This is a genomic window from Pseudomonas sp. SDO5271_S396 (assembly GCF_054071795.1).
Map to the genome: position 1 here is coordinate 154777 of NZ_JBSVWB010000007.1, position 18110 is coordinate 172886.

Below are 18110 nucleotides of genomic sequence, written 5' to 3' on the forward strand. Positions count from 1 at the left end.
CGTCAGTCGCGCTTCGCACGGTAGATACGAAAACCGTTGCCCTCGGCCTTGATCGCACACGTGCCCAGATGTTCTTCGATCAACGGTTGGTATTTCAGGAAGCTGTTGGCAACCAGGCGAAGTTCGCCGCCTTTTGCCAGGTGTTTCGCCGCTTTTCGCAGCAGGTTTTCCGTGGCGAAATAATCGGTGTGCACCCCGACGTGGAACGGTGGGTTGCTCAGGATGGTGTTCAAACCGAGGGGGGCGGCGTCGATGCCATCACCGGTCAACACGTCGGCTTCCAGACCATTGGCGGCCAGGGTCAGGCGGCTGCTGGCGGCGGCGAAGGCGTCCACGTCCAGCATCGTCACGGTATTGTGCGGGTAGCGACGTTTGACCGCAGCCCCCAGCACGCCAGCGCCGCAACCAAAGTCCAGCAGGTGCCCGCCGGGCAGTTTGTCCAGATGTTCCAGCAGCAGCTCGGTGCCACGATCCAGCCGCCCATGGCTGAACACGCCCGGCAGGCTCACCACCTTCAATGGGCCCTCGGCCAGCGGCACCTCGAAGACCTGGGCCAGGCTCTCCAGCTCGACCGCCTGCGGAGCATTGACCACAGTGACTTGCCACAGCTGGCAATGCCGCGCGCTGTCGAGCTTGCGCGGTTTGCCGAAGGGCGTCATCTGCTTGGAAGCACTTTCGATCCCGGCTTTTTTCTCGCCCACCAAGAACAATTCGGCGCCGGGCAGGCGTGCGGCCACGGCGTTGAGCAGGTAGTCGGTGAGATCCTTGGACTTGGGCAGGAAGATCACCGCCGCATCGAACGGGCGCTGCGGTGCCGTTACGCCGAACTGGCTGCGTCCGGGGAAGCGTGCGTCGAGCGCGGCCTGGTCGCCGGCATGCCAGCACCAGCCATGGGCATTGGGCAGGCGCCCCAGCAGGTCGTCGGCGGGCAACCCCACCAACAGCAGGTTGCCTTGAAAAAGTTCGGCCTGACGAAGCAGTACTTCACTGCGCGGATCCATGGTCTGCTCCTTGAAAAAGGCGCGCAGTTTATCAACTCACGACGCGCAGGGGGGCGCCGGCGAAAAAGCCTCGGGCGTTTTCCGTCAGTTGACCGACGATACGTTGCCGCGCTTCGCGGCTGCCCCAGGCGTTGTGCGGCGTGACGATCAGCCGTGGGATATCGCCCGCCAGCAGTGGGTTGCCATTGACCGGCGGTTCCACGCTCAGCACATCGGTGGCGGCCCCGCCCAGATGACCGCTACGCAGGGCGTCGGCCAGTGCCTGTTCGTTGATCAGGCCACCGCGTGCAGTGTTGATGATGAATGCGCCTGGCTTGAGCAAGGCCAGTTCGCGGGCGCCGATAAAGTCGCGGGTGTGTTCGTTGAGCGGGCAGTGCAGGGTGAGGGCGTCGACCTGCGCCAGTAGCTGGTCCAGCGGCACGCGGTCGGGCCGGGCAGGGCGCCCGGGGATCGCACCGAGTACCACGCGCATGCCAAAGGCTTCAGCCAGACGCGCCACGGCACTGCCCAGTTCTCCGTGGCCGAGCAGGCCCAGGGTTTTGCCTTCCAGCTCGACAATCGGGTAATCCAACAGGCAGAACTGCCGGGCTTGCTGCCATTTGCCGGCAGCCACATCGCGCTGATAGTCCTTCAGCCGCGTCGCCAGGTTGAGCAGCAGCATGAGCGTGTGCTGCGCCACCGACGGCGTGCCGTAGCCCTGGCAGTTGCTCACGGTGATGCCGTGGGTACGGGCGGCTTCGAGGTCGACGTTGTTGGTGCCGGTGGCCGAGACCAGAATCAGCTTCAAATCGGGGCAGGCTGCCAGGGTTTCGGCGTTTAGAGTGATCTTGTTGCTGATGACCACCTGGGCGCCCTGCACGCGCGCCGTGACGTTCCGGGGCGTGGTGTCGGAAAACAACTGCAAGTCGCTGAAGCTGTTGCGCAGCTCGCTGAGGTCGAGGTCTCCCAGGTCCAGGGAGGGGTGATCGAGGAAGACGGCGCGGCGATTGTTCGTCATCAACTGTACCTTTTGCGGCAGGGTTCTAAGGCGTAATCTGCCGAGCCTATCAGATGAAATAATCAGTTACTCAATGGGAGTGAGCATGTACGTCGCCGAGTTTTTGACCGTAGCGCTGATTCACTTGTTGGCGGTGGCCAGTCCCGGACCGGATTTCGCCGTGGTGGTGCGCGAGAGCGTGACCCATGGCCGTCGCGCCGGCACCTGGACTGCCCTGGGTGTTGGCACGGCGATTTTCTTGCACGTAGGCTATTCGTTGCTCGGCATCGGCTTGATCGTGTCCCAGTCCATCGTGTTGTTCAACGCGCTCAAGTGGGCCGCCGCCGCCTACCTGCTGTACATCGGCTTCAAGGCCCTGCGCGCGCAGCCGGCCAAACCAACCGCCGACGGCGAGCTGCACCGCGAGGCGGGCGAGCGCACTCCGCGTGGCGCGTTTACCGCAGGCTTCGTGACCAATGGCTTGAACCCCAAGGCCACGCTGTTCTTCCTGTCGTTGTTCACCGTGGTAATCAACCCGCACACACCGCTGGCGATCCAGGCCGGTTACGGGGTGTACCTGGCGGTGGCGACGGCGCTGTGGTTCTGCCTGGTGGCCATGCTGTTCAGCCAGCAGCGCGTGCGCGCCGGGTTTGCACGCATGGGGCACTGGTTCGACCGCACCATGGGGGCGGTGTTGATTGCGATTGGGGTGAAGCTGGCGTTTACCAGCATGAAGTAGCTACGGGAGGCTACCGTGCTCTTAAGTGGGCGCGGGCCAGGTGGGAGCCGGGCTTGCCCGCGATGCAGGCGACTCGGTGACGTCAGTTGTCACGAGGCGATGCCATCGCAGGCAAGCCAGCTCCCACAGGGAGCCTGTGTGAGGTTGTGATAGTGGCTCAAGGCTAGCATTTGTCGGGCTCTGCAAATCATTCCTTTGGCTGATTTGGTTGAAACATAACGTCTCTAAAGTGCAGGTCTTCAAGCCAAGACCGTGCAGTCAGAAAAGGGATTCGTATGTTGCAGACCCGTGTCATTCCGCCCGCCGAAGGTGCGTACCAATACCCGCTGTTGATCAAGCGTCTGTTGATGTCCGGGACACGCTACGAGAAGACCCGGGAAATCATCTACCGTGACAAACTGCGCTACACCTATCCCACGCTGGTCGAACGGGTGGCGCGCCTGGCCAATGTCTTGACCGAGGCCGGCGTCAAGGCCGGCGATACGGTGGCGGTGATGGATTGGGACAGCCACCGTTACCTGGAGTGCATGTTCGCCATCCCGATGATCGGCGCGGTGATCCACACCATCAACGTGCGGCTGTCGCCGGAACAGATTCTCTACACCATGAACCACGCCGAGGACCGCTTCGTGCTGGTCAACAGCGAATTCGTGGGGCTTTACCAGGCCATCGCCGGGCACCTGACCACGGTCGACAAGACCTTGCTGCTCACCGACGGCGACAGCAAGACCGCCGAGCTGCCCGGCCTGGTCGGCGAGTACGAAACCCTGCTGGCCGCCGCCAGTTCCAGGTACGACTTCCAGGACTTCGACGAAAATTCGGTCGCCACCACCTTCTACACCACCGGCACCACTGGCAACCCCAAGGGTGTGTACTTCACCCATCGCCAATTGGTGCTGCACACCATGGGCGTGGCGACCATCATGGGCAGCGTCGACAGCGTGCGATTGCTGGGCACCAATGACGTGTACATGCCGATCACGCCGATGTTCCACGTGCATGCCTGGGGTCTGCCTTACGTGGCGACCATGCTCGGGCTGAAACAGGTCTACCCGGGCCGTTACGATCCTGAATACCTGGTTGAGCTGTGGCGCAAGGAAAAGGTCACCCTCTCCCATTGCGTGCCGACGATCCTGCAGATGGTGCTCAATGCCAAGGCCGCCCAGGGCGTGGATTTTGCCGGCTGGAAAATCGTAATCGGCGGCAGTGCGCTCAATCGTTCCCTGTACGAAGCGTCCAAGGCGCGCGGCATTCAGCTGACCGCCGCCTACGGCATGTCCGAGACCGGGCCGCTGGTGTCCTGCGCCCATCTCAACGAAGAATTGATGGCCGGCAGCGAAGACGAACGCACCACCTACCGCATCAAGGCCGGCGTGCCGGGGCCGCTGGTGGAGGCGGCGATCATCGACAGCGACGGCAACTTCCTGCCCGCCGATGGCGAGTCCCAGGGTGAGTTGGTGCTGCGCGCGCCGTGGCTGACCGAGGGCTATTTCAATGAGCCGCAGAAGGGCGCCGAGCTGTGGGAAGGTGGCTGGATGCACACCGGTGACGTGGCCACGCTGGACGCGTTCGGCGTGATCGATATTCGCGACCGCATCAAGGATGTGATCAAGACCGGGGGCGAGTGGATCTCGTCCCTGGCCCTTGAAGACCTGGTCAGCCGCCACCCGGCGGTACGCGAAGTAGCGGTGGTGGGCATCGCCGACCCGCAGTGGGGGGAGCGCCCGTTTGCGCTGCTGGTGGTGCGTGATGGCCACGAGATAGACGCCCGTGTGCTCAAGGAACACCTCAAGCCATTCGTGGAGTTGGGCCACCTGAGTAAGTGGGCGATCCCGAGCCAGATTGCCGTTGTTACGGAAATTCCCAAGACCAGCGTCGGCAAGCTCGACAAAAAACGTATCCGCGTTGACATCGTCGAATGGCAGGCCAACAACAGCACATTCCTGTCTACCCTCTGAGCCCATCTGCCGTGCCCGTGTGGCACGGCAATGCTCTATCTTGCGCCTTCACTTGTGATTTGCCGATTTTCAGCCATCCTTCCCGCGTCGGCTGTTGCCGATATGGCGAAAGGGCTGTGGCAGACGGGTTGGTGATGCAAATCACACTTTAGAGGGATCAAGCGGTACCCCTTGCTGGCTATAGTCCCTCCCAGAGTTTTTCACGGATGTTCCGCGTCGGGCCAAGGGGGCCTGGTTGCCGAGCGGCATTGGAATCGTTGTATTCCGGCCGTTACATGCATCACACAAAGAACTCACTGCCATAACAATAATGCACATGGAGTAGCGTCGATGACCTCAGTAAACCAGTTCTGGCGCCGGGCAAGACTGCCCCTGGCCGTCAGTCTCGCCTCTACGCTCGCCGGGCCCGCATTCGGCGTCAGTTTCAATATCGGTGAAATCGAAGGGAGTTTCGACTCCTCCCTGTCCGTGGGTGCCAGCTGGTCCACAGCCAAGCCCAATCGCGACCTGATCGGCGTCAACAATGGCGGCAAGGGGCTGTCCCAGACCTCCGATGACGGCCACTTGAACTTCAAGCGTGGGGAGACGTTCTCGAAGATCTTCAAGGGCATTCATGACCTGGAACTGAAATACGGCGACACCGGCGTGTTCGTGCGCGGCAAGTACTGGTACGACTTCGAACTCAAGGACGAAAGCCGGCCGTTCAAGGACATCAGCGACAACAATCGCAAGGAAGGCGCCAAGTCCTCCGGCGGGCAGATCCTCGATGCCTTCATCTACCACAACTACAACATTGCCGATCTGCCGGGCAACGTGCGTTTCGGCAAGCAGGTGGTGAGCTGGGGTGAAAGTACCTTCATCGGCGGCGGCATCAACTCCATCAACCCGATCGACGTGTCGGCATTCCGTCGTCCGGGGGCCGAAATCAAGGAAGGCTTGATTCCGGTCAACATGTTCTATGTGTCGCAAACCCTGACCGATAACCTGTCGGCCGAAGCGTTCTATCAGTTGGAATGGGACCAGACGGTTACCGACAACTGCGGCACGTTCTTCTCGCAGCCCGATATCGTGTCCGATGGCTGCACCAACAACCTGCGGGTGCTGAACAAGCGCTCGACCATTCCGGCGGCATTCCTGCCGGCACTGGCTGCCCGTGGCGTCGACATCAACAACGAAGGTGTGCTGGTTCGCCGTGGCGGTGACGATGATGCCCGTGACAGCGGCCAGTGGGGCGCAGCGCTGCATTACAACTTCGAACCGCTGGACACCGAGTTCGGCGCGTATTTCATGAACTACCACAGCCGTGCACCGATCTTCAGTGCGCAGGCCGCTTCCCAGGCAGCGTTCAACAGCGCGATTCCTCTGGGTCAGTTGGCACCTTTGGTGGTGGCAGGCAACTCCCGCTACTTCATGGAGTACCCGGAAGACATCCGCCTCTACGGCCTGAGCTTCTCCACCACCTTGCCTACCGGCACGGCATGGAGTGGTGAATTGAGCTATCGCCCGAACGCACCGGTGCAAATCAGTTCCACCGACATTCTGTACGCCGGTGTGACGCCTCTGCCGGGCCTGGGTGATGCTTCGATCATCAAGGGCTCGCCAGGTCAGCTCCTGCACGGCTACAACCGCAAGGAAATCACCCAGTTCCAGACTACGCTCACGCACTTCTTCGATCAGGTCATGGGCGCCAGCCGCCTGACGTTGGTGGGTGAGGTCGGGATTACCCACGTGGGTGGCCTGGAAAGCAAAAACGATGTGCGTTACGGCCGCGACCCAGTGTTCGGTCCTGGCACACTGGCCAATGGTTTCTGCCCGACGCTTAACGGACGGACCATCGCCGGTGCCGGCCCGGGTGCCGATGCCAGCAACGTCTCCAGTAACTGCAACAACGACGGCTTCACCACGTCTACCTCGTGGGGCTACCGTGGCCGTGCGATCTGGGAATACCCGGACGTATTCGCCGGTGTGAACCTCAAGCCAAGCATTGCCTGGTCCCATGACGTCAAAGGTTATTCGCCAGGTCCTGGCGCCAACTTCGAAGAAGGTCGTAAAGCGGTCAGCCTGGGGCTGGATGCGGAATACCAGAACACCTACACCGCCAGCCTGAACTACACCAACTTCTTCGGTGGCGACTACAGCACCGTGGACGACCGCGACTTCGTCGCCCTGAGCTTCGGCGTGAACTTCTAAGCACACACTTTTTGGCAGTTTGTATTTCAGGAAGACCAGAACATGAAAATAACTAAAAGTCTGTTGCACGTGGGTGTGCTTGGGCTGTCGATCCTGGCGAGCAGCGTCATGGCGGCAGTCTCGGCGGATGAAGCCGCCAAACTGGGCACGACCCTGACGCCGATGGGCGCCGAGATGGCCGGTAACGCTGCGGGCACCATTCCCAAGTGGTCGCCGCTGCCGACCAACGCCGGCGCGGTCGATTCCCGCGGGTTCCTGGCCAACCCTTACGCCAGTGAGCAACCGCAATTCACCATCACCGCCGCGAACGTCGAGCAGTACAAGGACAAGCTGGCGCCGGGGCAGTACGCGATGTTCAAGCGCTACCCGGAAACCTTCAAGATGCCGGTCTATCCGACCCATCGCGGCGCCACCGTGCCGGCGGATGTGTTCGCGGCCATCAAGAAGAACGCCACCACCACCAACCTGGTGTCGGGCGGCAACGGTCTGGAGAACTTCGAGACCGCCATCCCGTTCCCGATTCCAAAAAGCGGCGTGGAAGTGATCTGGAACCACATCACCCGTTATCGCGGTGGCAGCGTGACGCGTCTGGTAACCCAGGCCACGCCGCAAACCAACGGCTCGTTCAGCCTGGTGTATTTCAAAGACCAGTTCGTGTTCCGCGACAAGATGAAGGACTTCGACCCGAAAAACCCGGGCAACGTGTTGTTCTACTTCAAGCAGCAAGTGACCGCGCCGGCGCGTCTGGCCGGTGGTGTGCTGCTGGTGCACGAAACCCTGGACCAGGTGAAGGAGCCGCGTTCGGCCTGGGTCTACAACGCCGGCCAGCGCCGTGTGCGCCGGGCGCCGCAAGTGTCCTATGACGGCCCGGGTACCGCCGCCGACGGCCTGCGTACTTCCGACAACCTCGACATGTACAACGGTGCACCGGACCGCTACGACTGGAAGCTGGAGGGCAAGAAAGAAATCTACATTGCGTCCAACAGCTACAAGATCGACGATCCGAAGCTCAAGTACGCCGATATCATCAAGGCCGGCCACATCAACCAGGACCTGGCACGTTACGAGCTGCGCCGCGTCTGGCACGTGGTTGCCACCTTGAAGGAAGGCCAGCGCCACATCTATGCCAAGCGTGACTTCTTCATCGACGAAGACACCTGGCAAGCGGCGGTCATCGACCACTACGACGGTCGTGGCCAACTGTGGCGCGTCGCCGAGGCCCATGCCGAGAACTACTACGACAAGCAAGTGCCGTGGTACGCCCTGGAAACCCTCTACGACCTGCAGTCCGGTCGCTACCTGGCCTTGGGCATGAAGAACGAAGAGAAGCAGGCGTATGACTTCGGCTTCACCGCCGCCACCAGCGACTTCACCCCGGCGGCTCTGCGTCAGGATGGGGTTCGCTAAGCTGCGATAAATCGCCCATCCGGAAGTCGGGCTTGTGTGGGAGCTGGCTTGCCTGCGATAACATCACCTCGGTAGGTCTGACAGACCAAGGTGACTGCATCGCGGGCAAGTCCAGCTCCCACATTTGTTTGGGTTGAGATTTCTTGTCGCAGTTCTTTTTCAGACAAATGTTGCAAAGCTCTACAACCTCGCCGCTTTTACCGCTAGTCTGCGGACATCTGCAATGCCGACCACAGCCTTCTACAAGAGCCCGGCGATGACTGATCTGTCCCGCATCCAGGGGCCTGCCAGTGCGGTAATTCCGACCCTGGAAGGTCGCTTCTACAGGCCTCCGCTGCCTGACGGCTATGTGCCGCGCCCGCGTTTGTGCGAGCGGCTGAGCGCCGGGCTGGAAGGGCGGTTGCTGCTGGTCAGTGCACCCGCAGGGTTCGGCAAGAGCTCATTGGCGGTGGAATTCTGCCAAAGCCTGCCGGCCCATTGGCAAAGCCTGTGGCTGGGCCTTAGCCCGCGTGACAACGACCCCGGACGTTTTCTGGAACGTCTGCTCGACGGCTTGCAGCAATACTTCCCGCAGCTTGGCGCCCAATCCCTGGGGCTGCTGAAGATGCGCCAGCGCCACCAACCCTTTGCCTTTGAAGAATGGCTCGATGGCCTGCTCGATGAGCTGGCGGTGCACCTGTCCACCCGCGCGCCGCTGTTGCTGGTGCTGGATGACTACCATCTGGCCCAAGGGCCGGTGCTTGACCGCTGCCTGCAGTTCTTCCTCAATCATTTACCTGATGGTCTGGTGGTCTTGGTCACCAGTCGTCAGCGCCCGGACTGGCATCTGGCGCGGCTGCGTTTATCGCGCCACCTGATGGAACTGTATGAGCAGGATTTGCGCCTGACGCATGGTGAATCTCTGGCTGTGCTCGATCATCACAGCACCTCTTTACGGGGGGAAGCCCTCGACAACCTGATCCGCCGCAGCGAGGGCTGGGTCGCCGGTCTGCGTTTCTGGCTGCTGGCAGCCTCCGAGGCCGGTAACGACGGCGTCTTGCCGCAAAGCCTGCACGGCGGGGAAGGGCTGATCCGCGATTACTTGCTGGAAGAAGTCATCGACTGCCTGCCGACCGACGTGCAGGCGTTTTTATACGACACAGCCCCGCAAGACCGTTTTTGCAGCGCACTGTGCGACGCGGTGCGTGAAGCCCACGACAGCGCCGAAATCCTGCGTTACCTGCAAGCCCATCAAGTGTTCCTGGTGCCGCTGGACGACCAGGGGCATTGGTATCGTTATCACCATCTTTTTTCTGATCTGCTGCGCACACGACGTGCCAGCAGCCACGTGCTGCCGACGGCCAGCCTGCACCTGCGCGCCTGTCGTTGGTTCAACGCCCAGGGCCTGATCGATGAGGCGGTGGAACAGGCGCTGCGTGCCGGCCATCTCGATGTCGCGGCCAATCTGGTGCAAAACCTGTCGGAAGAACAATTGCTGGCCGAGCAGAACGTGGGCATGTTGCTGCGCTGGAAAATGGACTTGCCCGACAGCCTGCTGATCAGCACGCCACGCCTGATCGTGCTGTATAGCTGGGCGCTGGGCCTGGCCTGCCAGCTGGATGCGGCGCAGGAGTTGTCCAGCTACCTCAGCCGTTTTCTGCCGGCACCTTCGGCCACTGCGCAAAAATCAATGTTGGCGCAGTGGCTGGCGCTGAGCGGGATCATCGCCCGGGGGCGCGGGGATCGCGAGTTGACCCAACGCTATTGCAGCGAGGCCCTGGAGAGCCTCCCGCAGCGGCGTTACGGGCAGCGGTTGATGTGCTTGTCGACGTTGTCCAACCTGGCGATTGTCGATGCCGACCTGTGGCGCGCCCGAGGCCTGAACCGCGAATCCCTGGAGCTGGCGCAGCGCGTAGGCAATCCCTTGTTCGAGGCGCTGGCCCATTACGATCGGGCTCGCGTGTTGCAGGCCCGTGGTGAAATCCTGCGAGCCCTCGACGAAGTGCGTCAGGGCTTGCAGCGCTTGCAGGGCCTGGCACCGCAGCGCTTGTACGCTGTACGTGCCCGATTATCGCTCTACGAAGGCTTTTTGCTGGTGGTGCGCTGCCAGCCCGAGGCTGGCCTTGCACGACTGCGTGCCGGCCTTGCCGAAGCCCGTGCCTGTCGCGATATCAGCGTGCTGATCGGTCATTGCGTGATCGCCAGCTTCGAGGGGCGCAAGGGTGATTTTTCCAAGGCGTTCGCCGAGCTGGCCGAGGCCGAGCGCTTGATGCACATCTGGGACGTGCCGCCGATCTACTACCTGGCGATGATCACCCTTATCAAGTGCGATCTCTGGCTGGCCCAGGGCCGAACCGACCTGGCCGACGCCTGGCTAACGCGGTTGGGGCAGACCTACACCGGTGAGCACGCCGCCGCAGCGCCCGAATATCACCCGCACCTGCCGCAGCATATCGAGCTGCAGCAAGCTGCGCTGGACGCCACGCGTCATCAGGCTGCTGTTGCGTTGCAGCGGCTGGAAGATCTGGCGAACCAGGCAATGGGCAACGGACGCCAGATGATTGCCTTGATGGCGCTGACCCAGCAGGCCCACGTGCTGTTGGAGAGCGGGCACGACGCCAGAGCGCGCGCTGTATTGGCTCGGGCGCTGGGAGTGGGTGTCGGCGGTGCGCTGCAACCGTTCCAGCGCCTGCTGGAGCATTATCCTGGCTGGATGCGCGAACAACTGGCCAAAGACCCCCATGGCCTGCTGAGTCAGAGCTTGCTGGCGCTGTTGCCGGCAGATGTGGTGATCGATACGGCGTCCACCCACGAAACCCTCAGTGCACGCGAACTGGCGGTGCTGCAATTGATCGCCCAGGGCTGCTCGAACCAGGAAATCAGCAACCGCCTGTTTATCTCCTTGCACACGGTCAAGACCCACGCCAGCCACATCAACAGCAAGCTGGGTGTGGAACGGCGCACGCAGGCGGTAGCCAGGGCGCAGGAGCTGCGGTTGATCGGTTGAGCCTGTCTGTTTTACTCGTGCAGGCAATCTGGCGACAATCGTCCGCAAATATTCAATGATTTGCACGTGAGGCCCTTGATGGAACCTGTACAGCCGACACTTATCCGCGAAACCTTCCCCGTCGGCCCCTTGCAGTGCAACTGCACGATCATTGGCGACCCGGTCACAAAAAAGGCCATTGTGGTCGACCCGGGCGGCAACCCTGAATTGATCCTCGCGCGGCTCGATGCCTTGGGGCTCAAGGTGGTGAGCATCATCCATACCCATGCCCACCTCGATCACTTCCTAGCGTCTGGCCAGATGAAGGAAAAGACCGGCGCGACCCTGCACTTGCACAAAGAGGATCAATTCCTCTGGGACAACCTGGAAATGCAATGCCAGATGTTTCGCGTGCCCTACACCCCGGTGCCGTCGCCTGACCGTTGGCTGGAGCATGACGAGGAGCTGGCCTGCGGTTGCGGGGTGGCCATCCATACCCCTGGACATACGCCAGGCTCGATGAGCTTCTGGTTCGCCGATGCCAAATTGTTGATAGCCGGCGATACGCTGTTTCGGCGTGGAGTGGGGCGTACCGACCTATGGGGCGGCGACCAGGCGACCATCGTGCGTTCGATCAAGCAACGGCTCTACACCTTGGATGAAGGCGCGACGGTCGTGGCCGGGCACGGGCCCGATACCCGCCTCGGGGATGAGATGCGCGAGAACCCGTTTGTGCGGGCCTGAAGGTTGGTGTGGGAATAATCCAGGGACCAGCGCTGTTCTCCACGGAGAATCGTCGTAGCAAAAACACAGGTCGCGTTCAGCCTGCGTCTGCTACGGTTTCTGTAGCGGCGATGGGGGTCAGTGTTTGGTGGCGGGCACGGAATTTTTGCCGTTTATCGCGTTCCAAGCTCGGCACGGGTCCATTGCCAATGTCCTTTGCGCCACAGAATGCAAAAGTAGGAGCTCCCTTCATGTTTACTCCGCGTCGTCTTCTTGTTGTTGCTACCGCCGTGGCCCTGTTATCGGGTTGCGCCACACCTAATCCTTATGACGGCAGCCAGGGGCAGGCAAATAACGAATCGGGCGGTATCAGCAAAACCGCCAAGTACGGTGGCCTGGGTGCCCTGGCCGGTGCCTTGGCCGGTGCCGCAATCGACCACAACAATCGTGGCAAGGGCGCGCTGATCGGCGCGGCGGTTGCGGGTATCGGTGCGGCGGGCTACGGCTACTACGCCGACCAGCAGGAAAAGAAGCTGCGTGAAAGCATGGCCAACACCGGCGTTGAAGTGCAGCGCCAGGGTGACCAGATCAAGCTGATCATGCCGGGCAACATCACCTTCGCCACCAACTCGGATGCGATCTCCAGCAGCTTCTACCAGCCGTTGAACAACCTGGCCAACTCGCTCAAGCAGTTCAACCAGAACACCATCCAGATCGTTGGCTACACCGACAGCACCGGCAGTCGCCAGTTGAACATGGACCTGTCCCAGCGTCGTGCGCAGAGCGTGGCCAACTACCTGACTTCGCAAGGTGTCAGTCCGACCAACCTGAGTTCCCGTGGTGCCGGCCCGGATAATCCGATTGCCAGCAACGCCGACGTCAACGGGCGTGCCCAGAACCGTCGTGTCGAGGTGAACCTCGGCCCGATCCCTGGCCAGCAATACGGTCAGCCCGGTGCCCAGCAGCAGGCGCCGCAGCAGAACAACCAGTTCCAGGGCAACCCGTACTCCCAGTACCAATAAACAGCCTCAATGAAAAAGGGCGCCGTGCAGTTCATGCACGGCGCCCTTTTTTGTGGCTGTTGCCTGGATCAATCGATGTATTCGAACACCTTCACGATCTTCTGTACGCCCGACACGCCCTGCACCAAATTGGCTGCACGGGTAGCCTCGGCCTGGGTCAGCAGGCCCATCAGGTAGACGATGCCGTTGTCGGTGACGACTTTGATGCGCGAGCCCGGAATAGCGCTATCGGTGAGCATCTGCGTCTTGATCTTGGTCGTCAGCAGGGCGTCATTGCTGATAGCCAGCAGGGTGATCGGGTCCATCACCTGCAATTCGTTGTGGACCTTCTTGACCCGTTGTACCGCCGAGGCGGCTTGCTCGGCCTGGGCCTTGAGGTCGGCACGCGGTGTCTGGCCGGCGAGCAGCACCACACCGTTGAAGCTGGTCACGACGATGCGCGAGGCACCGTTGCCCAGGTCGGGGGCCGCCTTGGCCACGTTGACTTCGACCTTGGTCTCGATCAGGGAATCATCGATCTTGCTGCCAAAGGTGCGGGTGCCTTTGTCGTCCTCGATGGGGGTGTCGCGTGTTGCGGTGATTGCCGTGCTGCAACCGCTGATAGCGAGGCACAGCGTGATGGCCAAAAGGCTAAGGCGATTAACGGTCATTCTTCACTCCCGAACAGTTGGCTGTCGATCAGATCGCACAGGCAGTGGATCGCCAGCAGGTGGACTTCCTGGATACGTGCGGTGACGTTGGCCGGGACGCGAATTTCCACGTCCTCGGGCAGCAGCAACGAGGCCATGCCGCCGCCGTCGCGCCCGGTCAATGCTACGACAATCATTTCGCGATCATGTGCGGCCTGGATCGCCTGAATAATATTCGCCGAGTTGCCGCTGGTGGAAATCGCCAGCAGTACATCGCCCGGTTGACCAAGGGCACGAATCTGCTTGGAGAAGACTTCGTTGTAGCTGTAGTCGTTGGCGATCGAGGTGATCGTTGACGAGTCGGTGGTCAAGGCGATGGCCGGCAGGCTCGGACGCTCGCGTTCGAAACGGTTGAGCAGTTCGGATGAAAAGTGCTGGGCATCGCCGGCCGAACCGCCGTTGCCGCACGAAAGCATTTTGCCTTCGTTGAGCAGGGCATTGACCATGACTTGACTGGCTTGCTCGATGTGCGGTGCAAGTACGTCCATCGCCTGTTGCTTGGTGTCGATGCTGGCCTGGAAAAGCTGGCGAATTCGGGATTGCATGTCCATCTGTGTGACCTTAAGTAGCGCGGCTCTTCAGCACGGAAATGTGCAGCCCGCAAAGCAAAGAGCAAAAGTGTGGGGTGAAAATGTCCGGAAAATCAGCTGTCGAAGGCCTCTTTGAGCCAACTCAGATCAGTCTGGCCAGACGGTGTGCTTTGTATGGCAACCACATCGAAACGGCAGGGAGCGTCAGCCCAGCGATGCTCTTCGTGCAGGAAAAACTGCGCGGCGAGTATCAGTTTCTGACGCTTGCGCTCGTCGATACTGGCGAGCGCGCCACCCCATTGTGCGTGTTTTCTGTAGCGGACTTCGACGAATACTACTGTATCGCCGTCAAGCATGACCAGATCAAGCTCGCCGCGTTTACACAACCAGTTCTGCGCCAGCAGGCGCAGACCTTGTTGTTGCAAGTAATGGAGCGCTTGACGTTCGGCTTCCTTGCCGCGGTTGGCGTCGGGACGCTCAGGCATCAGCGCGGGGTGTCGGGCAGGCGCTGGACTTCGCCACCGACGAACTTCGCCCACGGCATCTGGCGGTCAACACGCTGGTGGGTGCCGACACCCAGGCTGCCGGAGAGGCCATCGACACGGGTGTCCGGCAGCGCCTTGAGCTGACCCAGGCGGGGGGCCAGGCGGTAGGCGTCGACGCCCATCGCATACAGGCGACCGAGGCTGCTATTGGCTTGCGGCCATTGCGCGGCAACCTGGTTGCGCAGTGGATCCGTGGTGTTGAGCAGCCAAGGGGTTTCGCAGAACATCACGTTGGTCATGTCCAGGTACTGGTTCTTGTCGCCGCTGGCGCTGAACACATGGGAAGTTGCGTAGACAGGTACGTCACCGGCGTACTGGAAGTTCAGGGTCGGCTTGATCTGCTGGGCCAGCTGCGGAGGCACGGCCAGGAAGATCATCTCGATGTCCTGGCGACGCGAAGGCTGTGCGGCAACATCGGTGCCGACAGTGCTTTGCAGGCTCTTGGCGCGGCCTTCGCTCTTGCGCAACTGGAACAGGTCGGCGATCTGCTGGGCAAGGGCCACCGGCTGATCGACATACTCGACGCCCAGGACGGTACCGCCATTGGCTTCCCAGTCCTGGCGGAAGGCTTTATAGACGCGCTCGCCCCATTCGCCGCGGGGCACCATGGCAGCGGCACGGTGCAGGCCGTCGGCACGGGCGCGACGCGATACTTCGCGTGCTTCGTCTTCAGCCGCCAGACCGAACTGGAACAATTGGGGTGGGTTGTTATCGATTTCGCTGTAGTTCAATGCCAGGGTGGTGATCGGCAGTTGCCCGCGTGCACTGAGTTGCTTGACCAGCGGTTTCTCCAGCGGGCCGACGACCAGTTGCACGCCGGCGGCCTGGGCCTTGGCATAGAAGTCGTCGAGCGCGTTCAGGCGTGAACTGTCGTAGAACTCGATGGCCGGCGGCTTCTGCCCGGCTTGTTCAGCCTGGTAGTGGGCGGCCATGAACCCTTCACGCAGGGCTTTGCCGACGGAGGCCAGAGGGCCCTCCTGAGGCAGCAGCAGGGCGATCTTGTTCAGCGGCTGGGTGGTCAGCTCCTTCAGCTTGGTCAGCGGCAAAGGCAGTTGCACCGCAGCTGGATGCCCCGGGTTCCGCGCGCGCCAGGTGTCGATGGCCTCCTGCTGCTGCTCCAGGGTGCCGGCGCCCTTGACCGCCTGGGCCAGGGTGATCCATCCGTCCAGTTCCGGATTGCCGGAGGCCTGCAATTGTTCGGCAGGCAGCGCGGCAATCAGGGTCCAGATGGCTTCGTGATTGCTTTTGGCGGCGTCACCGCTGAGCAGGGGGGCCAGAGCGACGCGCTCACGGGCGGCGGCCAGGGTCTGGCCGTCGGCTTCATAGGCGCGGGCATGAACAGTGCCGGTGCGGACCTGCTGGTCGGCTGGCAAGTCCTTCAGGTTCTGCAAGCTCGGGTGGTTCAAGGCGGTCAGCGCGGCCTTGGGCTGGTTGCGCGCCATGGCCAGTTCGGCGGCCAGGGTGCTGGCGTACACTTGCGCTGCAGGCTTGAGAACATCCAGTGGCACCTGCGCAAGAATCTGCGACGAGCGGGCCGGGTTGTTCTGGTGGAAGGCCATATCCGCTGCACTCAAACGCAGCAATGCGGCCTTTTCTGGCGTCTTGGCGCTGGTGGCCTGTTCGAGCAGTTGCTCGATACTGGCGTCCGGGGTTCGTGGAAGGTCGCCAAGGCTGGACGAGGGCGAGCTGGCGCAAGCGGCCAGCAAGGCAGCGAGGCAGAGGGCGGAGAGCAGCCGCAGGCAAGCGATCATGTAAGTGTTCCTGATACCGATCAAATTAGTGTGGAAGTGTACCCAAGCACTGGCCCAGGCGCGATGTTGCTGGCGTGAAACCGTCTATTTAGGTCGTGGAAATGTTGCGAGCCCCCATCGACGGCTGACCTTGTGGGCATATTATCGAGGCGTCTACGCGCTACAATGCGACTTTTCCCAACCGTCGAGGTGTGCGTTTTGACTGCTCCAGGTCCTTTGAATTCCACTGCTGGCTCGCTTTTTGTGGTGGCGACGCCCATTGGCAACCTGGACGACATCAGTGCGCGGGCATTGAAAGTGTTGCGCGAGGTGAAGCTGATCGCGGCGGAAGACACGCGCCACTCCCAGCGGCTGATGCAGCATTTTGGTATCGGTACGCCACTTGCGGCCTGCCACGAGCACAACGAACGTGAAGAGGGCAGCCGTTTTATTACGCGCCTGCTGGCTGGCGATGATGTGGCGCTGATCTCCGATGCCGGCACGCCGCTCATCTCCGACCCCGGCTATCACTTGGTACGCCAAGCGCGCGCCGCTGGTATCAATGTAGTACCCGTTCCGGGGGCGTGCGCGCTGATCGCGGCGTTATCGGCGGCGGGCCTGCCGTCTGACCGCTTCATTTTCGAAGGTTTTCTGCCGGCCAAGGCGGTAGGGCGTCGCGCGCGTCTTCAGGCGCTGAAAGAAGAGCCCCGCACGTTGATCTTCTATGAAGCGCCACACCGCATCCTTGAATGTCTGCAGGACATGGAGTCGGTATTTGGCGGCGAGCGCGTGGCGTTACTGGCCCGGGAACTGACCAAGACGTTTGAAACCTTGAAGGGCTTGCCGCTGGAAGCGCTGCGCGCCTTCGTCGAGGGCGACAGCAACCAGCAACGTGGCGAATGCGTGGTGCTGGTCGCGGGCTGGACGGCGCCGGAGAGTGAAGATGCCGTGAGTAGCGAAGCCTTGCGTATCCTGGACCTGCTGCTTAAGGAGATGCCCCTCAAGCGCGCCGCGGCGCTGGCGGCGGAAATCACCGGCGTGCGCAAAAATGTGTTGTATCAGGTGGCGCTGGATAAACAGAAGGCTGAATAGTTCCGGGGTTGAGCCGGCATTTCGTCTGAAGATGATGGCAATGCTGTACTTTTAGTACTTGTTCTAAGTGCGCCGTGCCGTTAACCTGCGCGGCGGAGAGTCGATTGGACAGTCGCTGCCCTCTATGAAAATTAGAGGGGGGAGGAAAGTCCGGGCTCCATAGGGCGAAGTGCCAGGTAATGCCTGGGAGGCGTGAGCCTACGGAAAGTGCCACAGAAAATAACCGCCTAAGCACTTCGGTGCCGGTAAGGGTGAAAAGGTGCGGTAAGAGCGCACCGCACGTCTGGCAACAGTTCGTGGCTAGGTAAACCCCACTTGGAGCAAGACCAAATAGGGTCCCAAGGCGTGGCCCGCGCTGGGACCGGGTAGGTTGCTAAAGATGTCCAGTGATGGCCATCGTAGACGAATGACTGTTCAAGACAGAACCCGGCTTATAGATCGACTCTCCACCTTTTTCCTTCTGTCCGAATCTCGAGCAGAAACCCGGTAGTAGCGCAAGAATCCCCCGCTGCCGAATCATTGGCAGATACATCTTCGTAATAC

At 61.4% G+C, this 18110-nt stretch carries 14 protein-coding genes and 1 other RNA gene; 9 read left to right on the top strand and 6 right to left on the bottom strand.

The window, feature by feature from the left end; genetic code table 11:
• Window positions 1-2: 2 nt before the first annotated feature.
• Both ACW9IN_RS08325 and ACW9IN_RS08330 read right to left on the bottom strand, forming a co-directional pair.
• Window positions 3-1001, bottom strand: coding sequence for a methyltransferase (locus ACW9IN_RS08325; protein WP_457365418.1), 999 nt, complete (start codon window positions 999-1001; stop codon window positions 3-5).
• 31 nt (window positions 1002-1032) lie between these two features.
• Window positions 1033-1998 (bottom strand): 2-hydroxyacid dehydrogenase, encoded by a 966-nt coding sequence (locus tag ACW9IN_RS08330; protein ID WP_457365419.1) that lies wholly within the window; start codon window positions 1996-1998, stop codon window positions 1033-1035.
• An 85-nt stretch (window positions 1999-2083) separates the two neighbouring features.
• On the opposite strand from ACW9IN_RS08330, the gene ACW9IN_RS08335 reads away from it, so the two are divergent.
• The 7 genes from ACW9IN_RS08335 to ACW9IN_RS08365 all read left to right on the top strand — a co-directional run bounded on the left by ACW9IN_RS08335 (window position 2084) and on the right by ACW9IN_RS08365 (window position 12981).
• Entirely contained in the window at window positions 2084-2716 is a 633-nt protein-coding gene (locus ACW9IN_RS08335) for a LysE family translocator (protein ID WP_457365420.1), read from the top strand.
• 275 nt (window positions 2717-2991) lie between these two features.
• A complete protein-coding gene (locus ACW9IN_RS08340; protein WP_457365421.1) occupies window positions 2992-4674 on the top strand; it encodes a fatty acid--CoA ligase in 1683 nt (560 codons plus the stop codon).
• A 330-nt stretch (window positions 4675-5004) separates the two neighbouring features.
• Window positions 5005-6864, top strand: coding sequence for a DUF1302 domain-containing protein (locus tag ACW9IN_RS08345; RefSeq protein WP_457365422.1), 1860 nt, complete (start codon window positions 5005-5007; stop codon window positions 6862-6864).
• Window positions 6865-6906: 42 nt separating this feature from the next.
• Complete coding sequence (locus ACW9IN_RS08350; RefSeq protein ID WP_457365423.1) at window positions 6907-8271, top strand: DUF1329 domain-containing protein; 1365 nt, start codon at window positions 6907-6909, stop codon at window positions 8269-8271.
• Window positions 8272-8527: 256 nt separating this feature from the next.
• Window positions 8528-11257: a LuxR C-terminal-related transcriptional regulator gene (locus tag ACW9IN_RS08355; protein WP_457365424.1), complete on the top strand. Its 2730-nt coding sequence runs from the start codon at window positions 8528-8530 to the stop codon at window positions 11255-11257.
• A gap of 78 nt (window positions 11258-11335) precedes the next feature.
• The gene (locus tag ACW9IN_RS08360; RefSeq protein WP_457365425.1) at window positions 11336-11980 is read left to right on the top strand and encodes an MBL fold metallo-hydrolase; all 645 of its coding nucleotides are present in this window, start codon (window positions 11336-11338) and stop codon (window positions 11978-11980) included.
• Between the two features lie 230 nt (window positions 11981-12210).
• Window positions 12211-12981: an OmpA family protein gene (locus ACW9IN_RS08365; protein ID WP_457365426.1), complete on the top strand. Its 771-nt coding sequence runs from the start codon at window positions 12211-12213 to the stop codon at window positions 12979-12981.
• Window positions 12982-13049: 68 nt separating this feature from the next.
• Here ACW9IN_RS08365 and ACW9IN_RS08370 read toward each other — a convergent pair whose 3' ends face one another.
• The 4 genes from ACW9IN_RS08370 to ACW9IN_RS08385 all read right to left on the bottom strand — a co-directional run bounded on the left by ACW9IN_RS08370 (window position 13050) and on the right by ACW9IN_RS08385 (window position 16496).
• Window positions 13050-13631 carry a BON domain-containing protein gene (locus ACW9IN_RS08370; RefSeq protein WP_457365427.1) on the bottom strand — a complete coding sequence of 194 codons (582 nt, stop codon included), beginning with the start codon at window positions 13629-13631 and terminating at the stop codon, window positions 13050-13052.
• Window positions 13628-14221: a phosphoheptose isomerase gene (locus tag ACW9IN_RS08375; RefSeq protein ID WP_007928463.1), complete on the bottom strand. Its 594-nt coding sequence runs from the start codon at window positions 14219-14221 to the stop codon at window positions 13628-13630. Before ACW9IN_RS08375 ends, ACW9IN_RS08370 begins: the two co-directional genes overlap by 4 nt.
• Before the next feature lie 92 nt (window positions 14222-14313).
• Window positions 14314-14685 carry a YraN family protein gene (locus tag ACW9IN_RS08380; RefSeq protein ID WP_457365428.1) on the bottom strand — a complete coding sequence of 124 codons (372 nt, stop codon included), beginning with the start codon at window positions 14683-14685 and terminating at the stop codon, window positions 14314-14316.
• The gene (locus ACW9IN_RS08385) at window positions 14685-16496 is read right to left on the bottom strand and encodes a penicillin-binding protein activator (RefSeq protein WP_457365429.1); all 1812 of its coding nucleotides are present in this window, start codon (window positions 16494-16496) and stop codon (window positions 14685-14687) included. Before ACW9IN_RS08385 ends, ACW9IN_RS08380 begins: the two co-directional genes overlap by 1 nt.
• A 165-nt stretch (window positions 16497-16661) precedes the next feature.
• Here ACW9IN_RS08385 and rsmI point away from each other — a divergent pair, with 165 nt between their 5' ends.
• Complete coding sequence (rsmI, locus tag ACW9IN_RS08390; protein WP_457365430.1) at window positions 16662-17567, top strand: 16S rRNA (cytidine(1402)-2'-O)-methyltransferase; 906 nt, start codon at window positions 16662-16664, stop codon at window positions 17565-17567.
• 96 nt (window positions 17568-17663) lie between these two features.
• Window positions 17664-18017, top strand: an RNA gene (rnpB, locus tag ACW9IN_RS08395) — RNase P RNA component class A.
• The last annotated feature ends 93 nt before the right edge of the window (window positions 18018-18110 follow it).